At 45.8% G+C, this 17,889-nt stretch carries 12 protein-coding genes, 6 tRNA genes, 4 rRNA genes and 1 pseudogene; 20 read left to right on the forward strand and 3 right to left on the reverse strand.

Going from position 1 to position 17,889, the window contains the following annotated elements; translation table 11 throughout:
* Positions 1–112: 112 nt before the first annotated feature.
* Positions 113–904 carry a glutamate racemase gene (murI, locus tag K0I73_RS00595; RefSeq protein ID WP_220062673.1) on the forward strand — a complete coding sequence of 264 codons (792 nt, stop codon included), beginning with the start codon at positions 113–115 and terminating at the stop codon, positions 902–904.
* Positions 905–947: 43 nt separating this feature from the next.
* On the opposite strand, the gene K0I73_RS00600 is transcribed toward murI, so the two are convergent.
* A complete protein-coding gene (locus K0I73_RS00600) occupies positions 948–1,409 on the reverse strand; it encodes an RNA recognition motif domain-containing protein (protein ID WP_220062674.1) in 462 nt (153 codons plus the stop codon).
* Between the two features lie 659 nt (positions 1,410–2,068).
* On the opposite strand from K0I73_RS00600, the gene K0I73_RS00605 reads away from it, so the two are divergent.
* The 7 genes from K0I73_RS00605 to rrf (K0I73_RS00635) all read left to right on the forward strand — a co-directional run bounded on the left by K0I73_RS00605 (position 2,069) and on the right by rrf (K0I73_RS00635) (position 7,766).
* Positions 2,069–3,611 (forward strand): 16S ribosomal RNA (locus K0I73_RS00605).
* Positions 3,612–3,737: 126 nt separating this feature from the next.
* Positions 3,738–3,814, forward strand: a tRNA-Ile gene (locus K0I73_RS00610).
* Positions 3,815–3,949: 135 nt separating this feature from the next.
* A tRNA-Ala gene (locus K0I73_RS00615) sits at positions 3,950–4,025 on the forward strand.
* 327 nt (positions 4,026–4,352) lie between these two features.
* Positions 4,353–7,246, forward strand: a 23S ribosomal RNA gene (locus K0I73_RS00620).
* Between the two features lie 124 nt (positions 7,247–7,370).
* Positions 7,371–7,486: ribosomal RNA gene (gene rrf / locus K0I73_RS00625) — 5S ribosomal RNA — on the forward strand.
* A 57-nt stretch (positions 7,487–7,543) separates the two neighbouring features.
* A tRNA-Thr gene (locus K0I73_RS00630) sits at positions 7,544–7,619 on the forward strand.
* A gap of 31 nt (positions 7,620–7,650) precedes the next feature.
* Positions 7,651–7,766: ribosomal RNA gene (rrf, locus tag K0I73_RS00635) — 5S ribosomal RNA — on the forward strand.
* The 16S, 23S and 5S rRNA genes sit together here with 3 tRNA genes alongside, the layout of an rRNA operon.
* 324 nt (positions 7,767–8,090) lie before the next feature.
* On the opposite strand, the pseudogene K0I73_RS00640 reads toward rrf (K0I73_RS00635), so the two are convergent.
* Positions 8,091–8,948, reverse strand: a pseudogene (locus K0I73_RS00640) (IS630 family transposase).
* Positions 8,949–9,371: 423 nt separating this feature from the next.
* On the opposite strand from K0I73_RS00640, the gene murB reads away from it, so the two are divergent.
* Both murB and birA read left to right on the forward strand, forming a co-directional pair.
* Positions 9,372–10,406, forward strand: a complete 1,035-nt coding sequence (gene murB / locus K0I73_RS00645; RefSeq protein ID WP_220062675.1) for a UDP-N-acetylmuramate dehydrogenase — start codon at positions 9,372–9,374, stop codon at positions 10,404–10,406.
* Positions 10,399–11,358, forward strand: a complete 960-nt coding sequence (gene birA, locus K0I73_RS00650) for a bifunctional biotin--[acetyl-CoA-carboxylase] ligase/biotin operon repressor BirA (RefSeq protein ID WP_220064202.1) — start codon at positions 10,399–10,401, stop codon at positions 11,356–11,358. The genes murB and birA overlap by 8 nt, the downstream gene beginning before the upstream one ends.
* A 4-nt stretch (positions 11,359–11,362) precedes the next feature.
* Here the strand turns inward: birA and coaA are convergent, their stop codons facing one another.
* Positions 11,363–12,313 carry a type I pantothenate kinase gene (coaA, locus tag K0I73_RS00655; RefSeq protein ID WP_220062676.1) on the reverse strand — a complete coding sequence of 317 codons (951 nt, stop codon included), beginning with the start codon at positions 12,311–12,313 and terminating at the stop codon, positions 11,363–11,365.
* A 234-nt stretch (positions 12,314–12,547) separates the two neighbouring features.
* Here coaA and K0I73_RS00660 point away from each other — a divergent pair.
* From K0I73_RS00660 to rplL, 10 genes are all read left to right on the forward strand, one after another.
* A tRNA-Thr gene (locus K0I73_RS00660) sits at positions 12,548–12,623 on the forward strand.
* Positions 12,624–12,630: 7 nt separating this feature from the next.
* A tRNA-Tyr gene (locus K0I73_RS00665) sits at positions 12,631–12,715 on the forward strand.
* Between the two features lie 36 nt (positions 12,716–12,751).
* Positions 12,752–12,825: transfer RNA gene (locus tag K0I73_RS00670), tRNA-Gly, on the forward strand.
* A 187-nt stretch (positions 12,826–13,012) separates the two neighbouring features.
* Positions 13,013–14,197: an elongation factor Tu gene (gene tuf / locus K0I73_RS00675; protein ID WP_220062677.1), complete on the forward strand. Its 1,185-nt coding sequence runs from the start codon at positions 13,013–13,015 to the stop codon at positions 14,195–14,197.
* 282 nt (positions 14,198–14,479) lie between these two features.
* A complete protein-coding gene (gene secE, locus K0I73_RS00680) occupies positions 14,480–14,851 on the forward strand; it encodes a preprotein translocase subunit SecE (protein WP_220062678.1) in 372 nt (123 codons plus the stop codon).
* 9 nt (positions 14,852–14,860) lie between these two features.
* Positions 14,861–15,403: a transcription termination/antitermination protein NusG gene (gene nusG / locus K0I73_RS00685; RefSeq protein ID WP_220062679.1), complete on the forward strand. Its 543-nt coding sequence runs from the start codon at positions 14,861–14,863 to the stop codon at positions 15,401–15,403.
* A 126-nt stretch (positions 15,404–15,529) separates the two neighbouring features.
* Entirely contained in the window at positions 15,530–15,958 is a 429-nt protein-coding gene (gene rplK, locus K0I73_RS00690; protein WP_220062680.1) for a 50S ribosomal protein L11, read from the forward strand.
* 4 nt (positions 15,959–15,962) lie between these two features.
* The gene (gene rplA, locus K0I73_RS00695) at positions 15,963–16,664 is read left to right on the forward strand and encodes a 50S ribosomal protein L1 (protein WP_220062681.1); all 702 of its coding nucleotides are present in this window, start codon (positions 15,963–15,965) and stop codon (positions 16,662–16,664) included.
* Positions 16,665–16,944: 280 nt separating this feature from the next.
* Positions 16,945–17,442 carry a 50S ribosomal protein L10 gene (gene rplJ / locus K0I73_RS00700; RefSeq protein WP_110456993.1) on the forward strand — a complete coding sequence of 166 codons (498 nt, stop codon included), beginning with the start codon at positions 16,945–16,947 and terminating at the stop codon, positions 17,440–17,442.
* A 53-nt stretch (positions 17,443–17,495) separates the two neighbouring features.
* Positions 17,496–17,861, forward strand: coding sequence for a 50S ribosomal protein L7/L12 (gene rplL / locus K0I73_RS00705; RefSeq protein ID WP_028767981.1), 366 nt, complete (start codon positions 17,496–17,498; stop codon positions 17,859–17,861).
* Positions 17,862–17,889 lie beyond the last annotated feature (28 nt).

Consider the following 17,889-nt stretch of genomic DNA (forward strand, 5'->3'; position numbering starts at 1 on the left):
CAAATAGTATACTACCCAGCGTTGATGTCCAGTATCTAGCTTTTGATTTGTCCTTTGCTATGGGAAAATATTCCCTTTACCCGTTTATGATTTTACAGTTGGAGAATTCAGTTTGTCGGCAAATATTTTAGTGTTCGATTCCGGTGTCGGTGGTCTCTCCATATTGTCTGAAATTAAGCAAACCCTGCCAAACGAGAGTTATTACTATCTATTTGATAATGCCCGCCTGCCCTATGGTGAGTTAGAAGAGCAACAACTGATTCGTGGCTGCATAAACATAATAGGTAACGCGGTTAGTCAAGTTGACGCAGATATAGTGGTGGTTGCATGTAATAGCGCAAGTACACTCATATTACCTTCTCTGCGCGCTAAGCTTTCCATTCCGATAGTCGGAGTGGTTCCCGCCATTAAACCAGCGGCTGAAATGACAAAGAATAAACATATCGGCTTGCTCGCAACACCTGGGACCGTAGTCAGGAGTTATACCCATGATCTGATACAGAGGTTTGCCACAGATTGTGAGGTGCAATGTTTCGGTTCATCGGAGTTAGTATTATTAGCTGAGGCTAAAATGGCTCAGGAATATGTCGATCAACAGTTAATAGAGAAAATACTACAGCCGATTAAGCAATCGCAAATTGATACTCTTGTATTGGGGTGTACCCACTTTCCTATATTAAGAGAGGAACTTCAGGCTTGTTTAGGCGAAGGTTTCACATTGCTCGATTCTGCGGCAGCTATTGCGGCTAGAGTGAAGGTGTTATTGCAACAGCAGCCTTCTAACGCAAGACCAATGGAGAGTATGGCATATTTTACTACGAGGGATATTTCGATAGGACTAAAAAGAACATTAGCAGACTATGGATTCTCTGTAATCGAGCAACTAACGTCATCGATAGAGTAGAGATAGACTACTAATGTTCCTTGTATAGCAAGTTAAGTAGGGTTTAGCTTACTTGCTGATCGGCGTCGGACTTATCAGCATCTTGAGATTTGGCTTCACGTACTTTTAGAGTACGTTCTTGGAAGTCAAATTCATTAAGCTTACTCATCGCCTTTTTTGCACCTGCTTCTGACATCTCGATAAAACCGAAACCTTTGCGGCGACCAGTCTTACGATCACGCACAAGACGAACTGAGTTTACAGGGCCATATTTACCAAATAGCTCTTTAACTTCTCCCTCATGTACACGATATGGCAAGTTGCCAACATAAAGTGTCATAGTGGGGCCTTTATACTGTTCATTTGATTCTGTAGTTGAACTTGAAGACTGAAGGGTAAAAATAACGCTTGCGATAATAGCACCAGTAAAAAACGCGATTGCAGAATAGAGATCTGGCGCGAACTGAGATATTGCCAATGCGCCAATGACGGCGACAATCAAAACAATAAGAAATGGCTTTTGCATATATATGTTCTCTGAAGAATTGATAATTAACTGTTAACAGCTCGTATATGGTAATGAATTATTGATCATTACACTAGTATATTGATGAAAAAACGAACTTAATTAACTAATGATATAAAGTTGCCTAGCTATCTATAGTCGTAAAAAACAGCGATTCGATACAAAAAACATCACAATGTTCAAAAGATCGCCGAGCGATCGATGAACGCTGAAAAAGCGCTTGCGCCCATCCGAGAACTGCCTATAATGCGCATCCACTGACACGGCAAAGCTCGCAGAGACAAGTCGAAACACTAAGTAGCAAGGTTAATAAACCTCGCTAACAAGGTGGTCAGGCACTGAAAAGTGCCGCATCAAAAAGTTTTCAAAAACTGCTTGACGCGACCAGGGGAATGCGTAGAATACGCAGCCCTAGCCACTTGGAACTACCGAGATGTGCTAACGCTCTTTAACAATTTATCAAGTAATCTGTGTGGACACTCACAGGTGTTGAGTTATTCGAAATTGCTTTTCTGTCTTCGGATGTAAAGCAATCAAAAATTTTACTCAATGTAAGATGAGTGTTCATAGCAATATGTACAACATGTTAGAGATTCTTCCGAGTCTTTAATGTGGAATCAGAATTCATTGAGCCGAAGCTTTAAGCTTCAACAAAACTTTAATTGAAGAGTTTGATCATGGCTCAGATTGAACGCTGGCGGCAGGCCTAACACATGCAAGTCGAGCGGTAACAGGAATTAGCTTGCTAATTTGCTGACGAGCGGCGGACGGGTGAGTAATGCCTAGGGAACTGCCCAGTCGAGGGGGATAACAGTTGGAAACGACTGCTAATACCGCATACGCCCTACGGGGGAAAAGAGGGGACCTTCGGGCCTTCTGCGATTGGATGTACCTAGGTGGGATTAGCTAGTTGGTGAGGTAATGGCTCACCAAGGCGACGATCCCTAGCTGTTCTGAGAGGATGATCAGCCACACTGGGACTGAGACACGGCCCAGACTCCTACGGGAGGCAGCAGTGGGGAATATTGCACAATGGGCGCAAGCCTGATGCAGCCATGCCGCGTGTGTGAAGAAGGCCTTCGGGTTGTAAAGCACTTTCAGCGAGGAGGAAAGCTTAAGCGTTAATAGCGTTTAGGTGTGACGTTACTCGCAGAAGAAGGACCGGCTAACTTCGTGCCAGCAGCCGCGGTAATACGAGGGGTCCAAGCGTTAATCGGAATTACTGGGCGTAAAGCGTACGCAGGCGGTTTGTTAAGCGAGATGTGAAAGCCCCGGGCTCAACCTGGGAACTGCATTTCGAACTGGCAGACTAGAGTCTTGTAGAGGGGGGTAGAATTTCAGGTGTAGCGGTGAAATGCGTAGAGATCTGAAGGAATACCGGTGGCGAAGGCGGCCCCCTGGACAAAGACTGACGCTCATGTACGAAAGCGTGGGGAGCAAACAGGATTAGATACCCTGGTAGTCCACGCCGTAAACGATGTCTACTCGGAATTTGGTGTCTTGAACACTGGGTTCTCAAGCTAACGCATTAAGTAGACCGCCTGGGGAGTACGGCCGCAAGGTTAAAACTCAAATGAATTGACGGGGGCCCGCACAAGCGGTGGAGCATGTGGTTTAATTCGATGCAACGCGAAGAACCTTACCTACTCTTGACATCCAGAGAACTTTCCAGAGATGGATTGGTGCCTTCGGGAGCTCTGAGACAGGTGCTGCATGGCTGTCGTCAGCTCGTGTTGTGAAATGTTGGGTTAAGTCCCGCAACGAGCGCAACCCTTATCCTTATTTGCCAGCACGTAATGGTGGGAACTTTAGGGAGACTGCCGGTGATAAACCGGAGGAAGGTGGGGACGACGTCAAGTCATCATGGCCCTTACGAGTAGGGCTACACACGTGCTACAATGGCAAGTACAGAGGGTTGCAAAGCCGCGAGGTGGAGCTAATCTCACAAAGCTTGTCGTAGTCCGGATTGGAGTCTGCAACTCGACTCCATGAAGTCGGAATCGCTAGTAATCGTGGATCAGAATGCCACGGTGAATACGTTCCCGGGCCTTGTACACACCGCCCGTCACACCATGGGAGTGGGCTGCACCAGAAGTAGATAGCTTAACCTTCGGGAGGGCGTTTACCACGGTGTGGTTCATGACTGGGGTGAAGTCGTAACAAGGTAGCCCTAGGGGAACCTGGGGCTGGATCACCTCCTTACCTATACGACTAACTTAATGTTTGTTGAGTGTTCACACAGATTACTTGATAGAAAGAAAGAGCAAAATATCGAAAGATAATTTTTGAGGGATTTGATTCAGTTAGAATTAAATAACCAAAAAGAATGGGTCTGTAGCTCAGCTGGTTAGAGCGCACCCCTGATAAGGGTGAGGTCGGTGGTTCAAGTCCACTCTGACCCACCAAATCTTCGTTTACTCTACGTTAACTTGTTACTCGTTTAGTGAACTAAACGTCGCAACAAGTTACCTTGACTAAACTCGATTTGGCTTCGCCAAAATTATTTGGCATTCGATATATTTGTTTGACTGCATGTAAATGGGGCTATAGCTCAGCTGGGAGAGCGCCTGCCTTGCACGCAGGAGGTCTGCGGTTCGATCCCGCATAGCTCCACCATTTACTTGCACATGGATAGAGATGCCAAAGATAAATGAAAAATTTATCTTTGGCTTTTTTAAGCCCGCTCTTTAAAAATTTGGAAAGCTGATAGTGTTAATGTGAAAGGGATAATGACGTACTTGTACGTAATTATTTGTAGCATTGACGCGAAAATTAAAATTGAGTTCTCAAACACTTAAATCAAGTGCCGAATCATTCCCTTTAATTAGGATGATGATTCATGAGTATTCTTTTGGCGAAAGTAAACACCATTAGTTGCGATACAACATCAAGCTTACCCGCTTGATAAAGTTTGTTTCCTTGTGAAACTCATTTGGGTTGTATGGTTAAGTGACTAAGCGTATACGGTGGATGCCTTGGCAGTCAGAGGCGATGAAGGACGTAGTAACTTGCGAAAAGCGTTGGCGAGCTAGTAACAAGCATTTGAGCTAACGATGTCCGAATGGGGAAACCCACTAGCATAAGCTAGTATCACAACATGAATACATAGTGTTGTGAGGCGAACGAGGGGAACTGAAACATCTAAGTACCCTCAGGAAAAGAAATCAACCGAGATTCCCCTAGTAGCGGCGAGCGAACGGGGATTAGCCCTTAAGCGTAGAGGGTGTTAGTGGAATGTGTTGGAAAGCACAGCGGCACAGGGTGATAGCCCCGTACATGAAAACTAACTTTACGTGAAAACGAGTAGGACGGGACACGTGACATCTTGTCTGAACATGGGGGGACCATCCTCCAAGGCTAAATACTCCTGACTGACCGATAGTGAACCAGTACCGTGAGGGAAAGGCGAAAAGAACCCCTGTGAGGGGAGTGAAATAGAACCTGAAACCGTATACGTACAAGCAGTGGGAGCGGTTCTTGAGACCGTGACTGCGTACCTTTTGTATAATGGGTCAGCGACTTACATTTTGTAGCGAGGTTAAGCGAATAGCGGAGCCGTAGGGAAACCGAGTGTTAACTGCGCGTTTAGTTGCAAGGTGTAGACCCGAAACCCGGTGATCTAGCCATGGGCAGGTTGAAGGTTGAGTAACATCAACTGGAGGACCGAACACACGTATGTTGAAAAATGCGGTGATGACTTGTGGCTGGGGGTGAAAGGCCAATCAAACCGGGAGATATCTGGTTCTCCTCGAAAGCTATTTAGGTAGCGCCTCGAGCGAATACCATTGGGGGTAGAGCACTGTTAAGGCTAGGGGGTCATCCCGACTTACCAACCCTTTGCAAACTCCGAATACCAATGAGTACTACTCGGGAGACACACGGCGGGTGCTAACGTCCGTCGTGAAAAGGGAAACAACCCAGACCATCAGCTAAGGTCCCAAAGTTATTGCTAAGTGGGAAACGATGTGGGAAGGCTTAGACAGCTAGGATGTTGGCTTAGAAGCAGCCATCATTTAAAGAAAGCGTAATAGCTCACTAGTCGAGTCGGCCTGCGCGGAAGATTTAACGGGGCTAAGCAATACACCGAAGCTATGGGTACTAGCGCTTGCGCTAGTGCGGTAGAGGAGCGTTCTGTAAGCCGTTGAAGGTGAAGGGGTAACCCACGCTGGAGGTATCAGAAGTGCGAATGCTGACATGAGTAACGATAAAGGGGGTGAAAAACCCCCTCGCCGAAAGACCAAGGGTTCCTGTCCAATGTTAATCAGGGCAGGGTGAGTCGACCCCTAAGGCGAGGCCGAAAGGCGTAGTCGATGGGAAACAGGTTAATATTCCTGTACTTTTGCTAACTGCGATGGAGAGACGGAGAAGGCTAGGCTAGCGCGGCGTTGGTTGTCCGCGTTTAAGGCAGTAGGTGGTGCACTTAGGCAAATCCGGGTGCACATACACTGAGAGTTGACGACGAGGTTCTACGGAACTGAAGTAGTTGATGCCATGCTTCCAGGAAAATCTTCTAAGCTTCAGGTTAGCAGGAATCGTACCCCAAACCGACACAGGTGGTTGGGTAGAGAATACCAAGGCGCTTGAGAGAACTCGGCTGAAGGAACTAGGCAAAATGGTACCGTAACTTCGGGAGAAGGTACGCTCCTGTTGGTGATGAGACTTGCTCTTTAAGCTGACGGGAGTCGCAGATACCAGGTGGCTGCAACTGTTTATCAAAAACACAGCACTGTGCAAACTCGCAAGAGGAAGTATACGGTGTGACGCCTGCCCGGTGCCGGAAGGTTAATTGATTGGGTTATCTTCGGAGAAGCTCATGATCGAAGCCCCGGTAAACGGCGGCCGTAACTATAACGGTCCTAAGGTAGCGAAATTCCTTGTCGGGTAAGTTCCGACCTGCACGAATGGCGTAATGATGGCCACGCTGTCTCCAGCCGAGACTCAGTGAAGTTGAAATTGCGGTGAAGATGCCGTATACCCGCGGCTAGACGGAAAGACCCCGTGAACCTTTACTATAGCTTGGCACTGAACATTGACCCTACATGTGTAGGATAGGTGGGAGACTTTGAAGATGAGACGCCAGTCTTGTTGGAGTCAACCTTGAAATACCACCCTTGTAGTGTTGATGTTCTAACTCTGGCCCCTGAATCGGGGTTGAGGACAGTGCCTGGTGGGTAGTTTGACTGGGGCGGTCTCCTCCCAAAGAGTAACGGAGGAGCACGAAGGTTGGCTAAGTACGGTCGGACATCGTACGGTTAGTGCAATGGCATAAGCCAGCTTAACTGCGAGACATACACGTCGAGCAGGTACGAAAGTAGGTCATAGTGATCCGGTGGTTCTGAATGGAAGGGCCATCGCTCAACGGATAAAAGGTACTCCGGGGATAACAGGCTGATACCGCCCAAGAGTTCATATCGACGGCGGTGTTTGGCACCTCGATGTCGGCTCATCACATCCTGGGGCTGAAGTCGGTCCCAAGGGTATGGCTGTTCGCCATTTAAAGTGGTACGCGAGCTGGGTTCAGAACGTCGTGAGACAGTTCGGTCCCTATCTGCCGTGGGCGTTGGATGATTGAAGGGAGCTGCTCCTAGTACGAGAGGACCGGAGTGGACGAACCGCTGGTGTTCGGGTTGTCATGCCAATGGCATTGCCCGGTAGCTACGTTCGGAATCGATAACCGCTGAAAGCATCTAAGCGGGAAGCGAGCCCTAAGATGAGTCATCCCTAGAGCTTTAAGCTCTCTAAAGGGCCGTAGGAGACTACTACGTTGATAGGCAAGGTGTGTAAGCGTTGTGAGGCGTTGAGCTAACTTGTACTAATGACCCGTGAGGCTTAACCATACAACCCAAAAGGGTTTCTAACTAAGTGAATACTTAGCGAAAGAATACAGCCACTTGATTTAGTGTGACTCAATTTTAAAACTTCCTGCTTAGGCGGGAACAGCTTTCTAAATTTCCAAATTTGTCTGGAAACCATAGCATTGTGGCACCACCTGATCCCATCCCGAACTCAGAAGTGAAACGCAATCGCGCCGATGGTAGTGTGGGGTCTCCCCATGTGAGAGTAGGTCATTTCCAGGCGCCTAATTAAGATGTTGAAATGCAATCTAGTGTAAGACATTTCGATATAAAAAATTTGCTGATATGGCTCAGTCGGTAGAGCGCATCCTTGGTAAGGATGAGGTCCCCAGTTCGATTCTGGGTATCAGCACCATGTATTAAGCATTTAGTGCTAACAAAATTTGTCTGGAAACCATAGCATTGTGGTACCACCTGATCCCATCCCGAACTCAGAAGTGAAACGCAATCACGCCGATGGTAGTGTGGGGTCTCCCCATGTGAGAGTAGGTCATTTCCAGGCGCCTAACACTTCTCGTAAGAGAGTCGATAAATCCCCAGCACTTTGTGTTGGGGATTTTTTCGTTTAACAGCTTTTGAAATATCGACTCGAACATGGGGAATATAAAGAGTCCGAACGCAGTGAGGTGCATTTCCATGTGGAGTAGGGCGAATATCGCGATAGCGATGTGCTTATGAGCGCGAAGCTTTAGCGTAGCTGGCCATGACTGGGCTTAATACGAGAAAGCCCGCTATGATGTAGTGGGCTTTTTTACGTCTGAAAATCATCAGCCGTTGGTGCTAGGGATTTTTTCTCTGTTGATTTCACACCATTCCATCTTAATACTTAGTCATTATTGCCCACTCTTTTCGTATCACTGATGAAATTGTTCCAAGCATTAGAGCAAGCAGCAACGATATCCTCGTATCCTTGAAAGCAGCGATTAGCTAAATGGTGCTGCCGTAAACAACTCCACACTTGCTCTATCGGGTTTCGTTCGGGGAGTATGGCGGTAACTTGATGAGGCTTAGATTGCTAAACCCGTTGGCGGGATCTGCCGTATGCCAACCTGTACCATCCATGACAACAGCGGCATGCCTACCCGGTTTTGTCCTTTGTGCGATCAGTGATAGATGCTGACGCATGATCTGTTTGCTTAGGTACGGCACGAGGACGAGTGCCTTTTCTTGCCCATAAACATGTGGTCGTGTTCTGCTGCCCGAAGCGTGCCTCATCTTGAAACCAAATATCAACTCGCTCAAGTGCCACACTACCAGGGATGTTAAGGATCGTTTCTTGTTGGAACTTTTTTAAAAGCCTCTTGTACCTTTATTGATTGCTTAGGATGTTTTGAACGACTCGTTATCCAACTAAAACCTAATTGTTCCAGTAATTTGTAAATCGCGTTTGGATGGTAATTAAGATTAAAGTGATATTTGACCTATCTTAGGATCGCATCACCTGTCAGCCTTCCGCCTGAATCACTCGGCATTGTTCTTCTATGTAGGCACCGAGTTGCTGCTTTTGGCTTGAGGTTCAATAGCTATCACGTCCCTTGTTTTTCTTAGTATCCAACCCTTTGATACCGTTGGCAAGATACTTAGCTATCCAAGCGTTGACGCTAGCGCGGGTAACTTTGAGCCTCAAGGCGACATCAGTGCGGTTATTTCCCTCGAGAAAGAGAGCAACGGCAAGTAATCGCATACGTTTACGAGGTTCTTTTTCTGCTCTAGATAAAGCTAAGCACTCTTCAGTACTATAAGTTTTCAAATTGGAATACTGGTTAAGGGCGGTGCGTATATTAGATCACAGCTCATTACCAATTGGTATTAAGTATGTCGGTAACATGCAACACCCTGGTGATTGCAACGAGTGGAGAGCATAGTTGAACTAGTGCCCACCGTATCGAAAGCGCTAAAGACGCCTGTTAGGTGTGTTTTTGGCGTCCTACTTCTACGTTGAACAGCCTCACACGAGAGTAACCATTCTATCGTCCATGGCCTTGAAGTAGTTGCCAAAAAACAAGCTGTGTAGATCACTTTCTTATACTGATTGGTATAAGCATTTGCTTTATGCGGCCGACCGCGATGGGGTACAATGGCATTTTTGTGTCGTTAATCAGAACTTATGGATACCAACATTTACCATTCACTCGTTAAGCTAAATACTCTCGGCGTAGACGTTAATTGTGATCAGCTGATTCATGCATGTGATCGCAAGCAGATAGTCGAAGCCTGTCTTAATGCTACCTGTGACAAAGTACCTTTGCTAGTGCTTGGTGGTGGTAGCAATATTGTGCTGACAACTAACTTCGAAGGCACTGTTGTGGTGATTGGAAGTAAGGGCATAATAGTCACTGAAGATGCTACCGCCTATAGATTAGTCGTTGAAGCAGGCGAAAATTGGCATGATTTGGTCGTATTTTGCCTAGAGAATAAGATGCCAGGGCTAGAAAATCTTGCATTAATTCCAGGTTCTGTTGGTGCCGCACCAATACAGAATATTGGAGCCTATGGTGCTGATTTTGCGCAATATTGCGATTGGGTCGAGTACCTGGATCTTGAAACGGGGCTGTGTCAGCGCCTCAATGCTTCTGAATGTCTTTTTGGATATCGAGACTCGATATTTAAGCAGGCATTAAAGCAGAGGGCAGTGATTTTAAGTGTCGGACTAAGCCTAGATAAGCAATGGAATCCTAATCTGAGCTATGGCCCATTAAGGGAATTTAAGCGTGAGAGTGTTAGCCCTCAGATGGTATTTGATTGTATCTGTACCACACGCCAGCAGAAGTTACCTGATCCTAAGGTTTTAGGTAATGTAGGAAGCTTCTTTAAAAACCCGATAATTAGCCTGGAACAGTATGAGGCGTTGCAACAGCAGTATCCTGACATTGTAGGCTATGTGATTAATGAACGCGAAGTTAAGCTGGCGGCGGGTTGGTTGATAGAGCGGTCTGGCTTTAAAGGTATGACCCATGGTGGTGCAGCGGTCCATTTGAATCAGGCACTAGTACTCATTAATAAAAGCCATGCAACAGGTTATGATGTGTGCCAATTGGCTCGTCATATCATTGCAAAGATACGGAACCATTTTATGGTGACGTTAGAAGTAGAACCTCGAATTTTTGGCGCAACAGGGCAAAAGGAGATTAATGATGCATGATCAGTGGCAGCGTAAAAGGACAATTCTTGCTGAGTTAAGTAAAGGAGGTTTCGTTTCAGGAGAGGCTTTAGCGACCAACCTTGGGATCTCTCGCGCCGCCGTGAGCAAGCACATTGCTAGCTTAGAAGAGTTTGGTGTTGATGTTTTTAGCGTTAAGGGAAAAGGTTATAAGCTAGCAACACCGCTAAGTTTGATAGATGAAAGACAGTTGAAGGCCGCTTTAAATGCTCGCTGTTTTTATTTTGATGACATCCCTTCAACTAACGCTTTTTTACTTAATCATGTAAATGAACTCAGTAGAGGCGATATCTGTATTGCAGAGCACCAATCCGCTGGTCGAGGACGCCGCGGGCGGACTTGGGTGTCGCCTTATGGTGGCCACCTTTATGCGTCGCTTTATTGGCAGTTCTCTCAGGGCATGGCACAAGCCATGGGTCTTAGCCTTGTGGTCGCATGCTCATTGGTTACTGTACTGCGTAACATGGGCGTTGCTGGCGTTGGCGTTAAGTGGCCGAATGATATCTATCTAAACCATAAGAAGCTCGCTGGCGTATTAGTGGAAATGAGCGGTCAGGCCGATAGTGAATGTCATGTCGTCATCGGTATCGGCGTTAATATGTCGATGTCAGCCCAGCAATCACAAAAGATAGATCAGCCTTGGAGTGATCTGTCTGAATTGGCGCAGATGCCTGATAAGACTGCGCTTATGGTTCAATTGCAGCAGCAGTTAGTTGCGGATCTGGAGCAATTTGAAGTCGATGGCCTAAAAGCCTTTAAGCAACGCTGGCGCGACGTCGATCTATTCGATGGTCAGCCCATTAAACTGTTAATGGGTGATAATGTCGTTGAAGGTATCTGCTGTGGTATAGATGATCAAGGTGCCGTTTTATTGCAAAATGAGCAGGGGATTCAGGCCTATGTTGGCGGTGAAATATCGCTGCGTGCGCAATAAGTAACTATTTTCTTAGTAACACCTGGTTCATCAAATGATCAGTACCTTTACGGAGGATTAGATGAGCCCGGTCTCTCGTCGGTAGAATGTTGAGATTGAGATTAGGGCCATTAATGCTATCCCAAATGTTAGCGGCTATCTTAGTTGCCTCGCCATCACTCAACTCAGAATAATGGTGAAAGTAGGAACTAGGGTCGCTAAATGCGCCACTTCTAAATTGCAAAAATCGGGATATGTACCAATTTTTTAGCAGTGATTCTTCTGCATCCACATAAATGGAAAAATCCACAAAATCAGAGACAAAAGGTTGTTGAATCGCCACATGAGTATCTTGACCTGTCTGGAGAACGTTAAGTCCTTCAATGATTAGAATATCAGGCTGCTGAATAATTTGATTAGTATCAGTGATTCTATCGTAACTAATATGTGAGTAGATTGGCGCGTGAACAAGACTCTCACCCGCCTTTATCTTAGAGACAAATTCGACCAGCATCTTCATATCATAACTTTCTGGAAAACCCTTACGCTGCAATAAGCCACGGTGCTTCAGTTCCGCTAATGGATATAAGAAGCCATCCGTGGTGACTAGGTCAACTTTGGGGTGCTCCGGCCACTGCCTAAGCAATGCCTGTAAAATACGTGCTGTGGTACTTTTACCTACGGCCACGCTACCAGCAATGCTGATAATGTAGGGACGTTTAGGGGGGATTCGTCCCAGAAATTGATTCAGTACCAAACCACGCTGTTGCTTTGCTCCTACGATAAGGTTTAATAGTCGACTCAGTGGTAGGTATATATCTGTCACTTCATCTAAGGAAATTGATTCATTTATGCCACGTAAATCTTCTAGATCTGTTTCGCTCAACATTAACGGCACAGATTTTCTGAGTTCCGCCCACTGTTGACGCTCGAATGCTAGATATAGAGCATTGTGAATTTGGTTTGTGGCTTGCATTGACATATCTCCCCTTAGGAAACGCACAGTACACCATCATCTTTAGGGGAACAACTGCAAAAACACCTTTAGCACCATGAGGATGAATCAATCTGCGATTTTTGACTGAATAGTATACGGATACAGTCTTGTTTGACCGAAAAAACACCGTTTAACCATTTTTTTTAAAGATTTTTAGAATTAGCTATTGCACTTGTGCTCATGATTACCTAATATCCGCTACCGAAATGACACGCCGGCATAGCTCAGTTGGTAGAGCAACTGACTTGTAATCAGTAGGTCCCGAGTTCGACTCTTGGTGCCGGCACCATTTCTCTGGAGGGGTTCCCGAGTGGCCAAAGGGATCAGACTGTAAATCTGACGGCTCAGCCTTCGAAGGTTCGAATCCTTCTCCCTCCACCATTTTTCTAGGTAGTTAGGTAACCTTAGTTAGGTTGCGCGGATGTCGTATAATGGTATTACTCCAGCCTTCCAAGCTGATAACGCGGGTTCGATTCCCGCCATCCGCTCCAATTTTCGCTGATTGTGCCCATATCTAAGAGCAATCCCCTCCGGGGTCAGTTCTCGATAGACTGCCTTCGGCCTTCCTACTAAGCTCCCTAAATATCTTAACTAAATCGATTCGATGACATTACAGGCATCGGATTTTTTGTTGTATGTAGATTTCATCACCAAGTATCTCTTAATTGGGGCAATACCATGGCTAAAGAAAAATTTGAACGTAGCAAACCTCACGTAAACGTGGGCACCATCGGTCACGTTGACCATGGTAAAACAACTCTAACAGCAGCTATCTCAGCTGTATTGGCTAAGACTCACGGTGGTGAAGTTAAGAACTTTGCTCAAATCGATAACGCTCCAGAAGAGCGTGAGCGTGGTATTACAATTAATACTTCTCACATCGAATATGACACACCAACACGTCACTACGCACACGTAGACTGTCCAGGTCACGCGGATTATGTTAAGAACATGATCACTGGTGCTGCACAGATGGACGGCGCTATCCTAGTAGTAGCTTCTACAGATGGTCCAATGCCACAAACTCGTGAGCACATCCTGCTTTCACGTCAGGTTGGCGTACCATTCATCATCGTATTCATGAACAAGTGTGACATGGTTGATGACGAAGAGCTTCTAGAACTAGTAGAAATGGAAGTTCGTGAACTTCTATCTGAATATGACTTCCCAGGTGATGACCTACCAGTTATCCAAGGTTCTGCGCTTAAAGCCCTTGAAGGCGAACCAGAGTGGGAAGCTAAGATTCTTGAACTAGCTGACGCTCTAGATACTTATATCCCAGAGCCAGAGCGTGCAATCGACGGTGCCTTCATTCTACCAATCGAAGACGTATTCTCAATTTCAGGCCGTGGTACAGTAGTAACTGGTCGTGTTGAGCGTGGTATCGTACGCGTAGGTGACGAAGTAGAAATCGTTGGTATCAAAGATACGACTAAGACTACTTGTACTGGTGTTGAAATGTTCCGTAAGCTGCTTGACGAAGGTCGTGCAGGTGAGAACTGTGGTGTACTACTACGTGGTACTAAGCGTGATGAAGTTGAGCGTGGTCAAGTATTGGCTAAGCCTGGTTCAATCACTCCACACACTACTTTCAAGTCAGAAATCTATGTTCTGTCTAAAGAAGAAGGTGGACGTCACACTCCATTCTTCAAAGGCTACCGTCCACAGTTCTACTTCCGTACAACTGACGTAACCGGTACTATCGAATTGCCAGAAGGCGTAGAGATGGTAATGCCTGGTGACAACGTAGCAATGACTGTAACGCTAATCTGCCCAATCGCGATGGACGAAGGTTTACGCTTCGCAATCCGTGAAGGTGGTCGTACAGTTGGTGCTGGTGTTGTTGCAGAGATCGTAGCTTAATCGCGACGAGTCTTAACAGACACTGAAAAAGGCAGCTTAGGCTGCCTTTTTTGTTTTCGGTGATAGATTTTTGTTGGTAACAGTGACTGAGTCGCCTTGCCAATCGTAACGAATAAGAATACAATCTATGGCCGATTTTTGACCCTCTGGGCTGACTTTTTTGCTCCGAGATTAATTTATTTTCGGGCATAATGTGGGCGGTCAAATCAATCTTTGCTTAATAAAGAATTTATAGACTGGCCAGACTTAAGCTCAGGTCGTAGTGAGTAACGGAATTAACCGATGACAACAAATACAGAAAACCAGGGTAACTCTCTGGATATCGTAAAATGGGGCCTAGTAGTGATTCTACTGGCGGCTGCCATTATTGCTAATCAAATGTATAGCGAAGCTAGCGTATTGGTTCGTGCTATCGGTGTCGTAGTGGCATTCGCAGTAGCCGGCTTTATTGCTCTTCAAACCGTGAAGGGCAAGGAAGCGCTGACTTTTGCTCGCGAATCTCACATTGAAGTTCGTAAAGTGGTTTGGCCTACGCGTCAAGAAGCCCTAAATACGACATTCATCGTTCTAGCGGCAACAGGTATACTGGCATTGATCCTTTGGGGTATGGATGCAGTATTGCTGAGAATTGTTAATTTTATTACAGGCGTATAGGCATTTCGTATGACTGAAGCAAAAAAAAGATGGTATGTGGTTCAGGCCTTTTCTGGTTATGAAGGTCGTGTGTGCAAATCATTGCTTGAACACATCAAAATGCACGAAATGGAGCACTACTTCGGTGAGGTTTTAGTACCGACTGAAGAAGTGGTCGAAATGCGCGCTGGTCAGCGTCGCAAGAGCGAACGCAAATTTTTCCCTGGCTATGTATTAGTTCAGATGGAAATGAATGACGAAAGCTGGCATTTAGTGAAAAGCATCCCGCGTGTGATGGGCTTCATTGGCGGTACTTCAGATCGCCCTGCGCCTATTTCTGATAAAGAAGCTGACGCAATTTTGCAACGCCTTCAAGAGACCACTGAGTCTCCAACTCATCGCGTTATGTTTGAGCCTGGTGAAGTTGTACGTGTTACCGACGGTCCTTTCGCAGACTTCAATGGTACTGTTGAAGAAGTCGATTACGAGAAGAACCGCGTTAAAGTGTCGGTGATGATTTTCGGTCGTTCGACGCCTGTAGAACTTGATTTTGGTCAGATTGAAAAAAGCTGATTAAATAAAGCACAAAAATTATTGGAAATGGGTGCGGATTTTTGTATAATCCGCACCCATTATTTTCGGGGAGCTAACCGACATGTCGTCGCTAGCGTTTGTACCCATACTTGAGGAAAATGTCTCATGGCAAAGAAAGTTGATGGTTACATCAAACTACAAGTAGCAGCCGGTGCTGCAAATCCGTCGCCACCAGTTGGTCCAGCATTGGGTCAGAAAGGTGTTAACATCATGGAATTCTGTAAAGCATTCAATGCTCGTACTGAAAAGTTCGAGAAAGGTATGCCAATTCCTGTCGTTATCACTGTTTACACTGATCGCTCTTTCACTTTTGAAACTAAGACGCCACCTGCTTCATTCCTACTGCTTAAAGCAGCAGGTCTTAAGTCTGGTTCAGGCCGTCCTAACACTCAAAAAGTGGGGACTATCAAGCGTAGCGCTGTCCAGGAAATCGCTGAGACTAAAGCCGCTGATATGACTGGTGCTGATATTGAAGCGATGACTCGCTCAATTGAAGGTACTGCGCGTTCAATGGGTTTGGTAGTAGAGGATTAATATAATGGCAAAGCTAACTAAACGCGCGCGTTTGATCCGCGAAAAAGTAGAAGTAACTAAGAGCTACGACATCAACGAAGCTGTTGCACTACTTAAAGAACTAGCTACTGCTAAGTTCGTTGAGAGTGTAGACGTAGCGGTTAACCTAGGTGTTGACCCACGTAAATCTGACCAAAACGTGCGTGGTGCTACTGTACTACCACACGGTACAGGTCGTGACGTACGTGTTGCTGTGTTCACTCAAGGCGCTAACGCTGACGCTGCTAAAGAAGCAGGTGCTGAACTTGTTGGTATGGATGACCTTGCTGCACAAGTTAAAGCTGGCGAAATGAACTTCGACGTAGTTATCGCATCTCCAGATGCAATGCGCGTTGTTGGTCAGTTAGGTCAAATCTTAGGCCCACGTGGTCTAATGCCTAACCCTAAAACTGGTACTGTGACTCCAAACGTTGCAGAAGCAGTTAAGAACGCTAAAGCTGGTCAAGTGCGTTATCGCAATGACAAGAATGGTATTATCCACACTACTATCGGTAAAGTGGACTTCGATACTGTTCAATTAAAAGAAAACCTAGAAGCTCTTCTTGGCGCGCTTATCAAAGCTAAGCCAGCTGCTGCTAAAGGCGTTTTCGTTAAGAAAGTTAGCATCTCTACCACTATGGGTGCAGGTGTTGCGGTTGATCAGGGTACCCTGACTCCAGCTGCTTAATTTCTTAGCATGATTTTACAAGGTGGGCGTATTAGTCTATAATGCGCGCACTTTGTGGGTTGAGGTCTATTTTTTATCGCTTTGTTGCGTTACTCGATAGACCCTCGTCCAAGACCGTAGGTGTTAGCGTATAACGATAACTTAATTTCCTACGTAGACGGTGTCGGACCCCAGTTAGATTCTATTCTGCCTGGATATTCGCGCCGTAAGTAACTAAGTCAATTGATTTAGTTTGGTAATTGCTAGGGAATTCCCTAGATAGAATCCAGGAGTAAAGCCAATGGCATTAAGACTCGAAGACAAAAAAGCGATTGTTGCTGAAGTCAACGAAGCTGCCAAAGGTGCTTTATCTGCAGTTGTAGCCGATTCACGCGGTGTAACTGTAGGTGATATGACCGGTCTTCGTAAAGCCGCTCGTGAAGCTGGTGTGTACGTTAAAGTTGTACGTAACACTCTAGTTAAACGCGCTGTTGAAGGTACTGCTTTTGAGTGCCTAAGCGATACGTTTACAGGTCCTACTTTGATCGCATTCTCTAATGAGCATCCAGGTGCAGCAGCGCGTCTTCTTAAAGACTTCGCTAAAGTACAAGGTAACTTTGAGATCAAAGCAGCAGCCTTTGAAGGGGAATTAATCCCTGCAGATAACATTGATCGTTTAGCAAAACTACCAACATACGAAGAAGCACTAGCTCAGTTCATGATGACTCTAAAAGAAGCATCTGCTGGCAAGTTCGTTCGTACATTGGCCGCTCTACGCGATCAGAAAGAAGCTGCTTAATTTTACAAGCTGCTTAATTAAATTGAATTCAGTACAATTAGGAATTTTTTGTTATGTCTATCACTAAAGACCAAATCTTAGAAGCCCTTGCAGCAATGTCTGTAATGGAAGTTGTTGAACTAATCGAAGCAATGGAAGAGAAGTTTGGCGTTTCTGCCGCTGCTGCTGTTGTTTCTGGTGGTGGCGAAGCTGCTGCTGCTGAAGAGAAAACAGAATTCGACGTAATTCTTACTTCTCATGGCGACAACAAAGTTGCAGTAATTAAAGCACTTCGTGGCGCTACAGGTCTAGGCCTGAAAGAAGCTAAAGGTATGGCTGAATCTGCTCCAGTAGCAGTTAAAGAAGCTATCTCTAAAGAAGAAGCTGAAGCTCTTAAGACTGAACTTGAAGCGGCTGGTGCTGCTGTTGAGATCAAGTAAGTTATAATATAACTTACAACCTCCCGAG

It is taken from the genome of Shewanella mesophila (assembly GCF_019457515.1).
Classification (GTDB): Bacteria; Pseudomonadota; Gammaproteobacteria; order Enterobacterales; family Shewanellaceae; genus Shewanella; species Shewanella mesophila.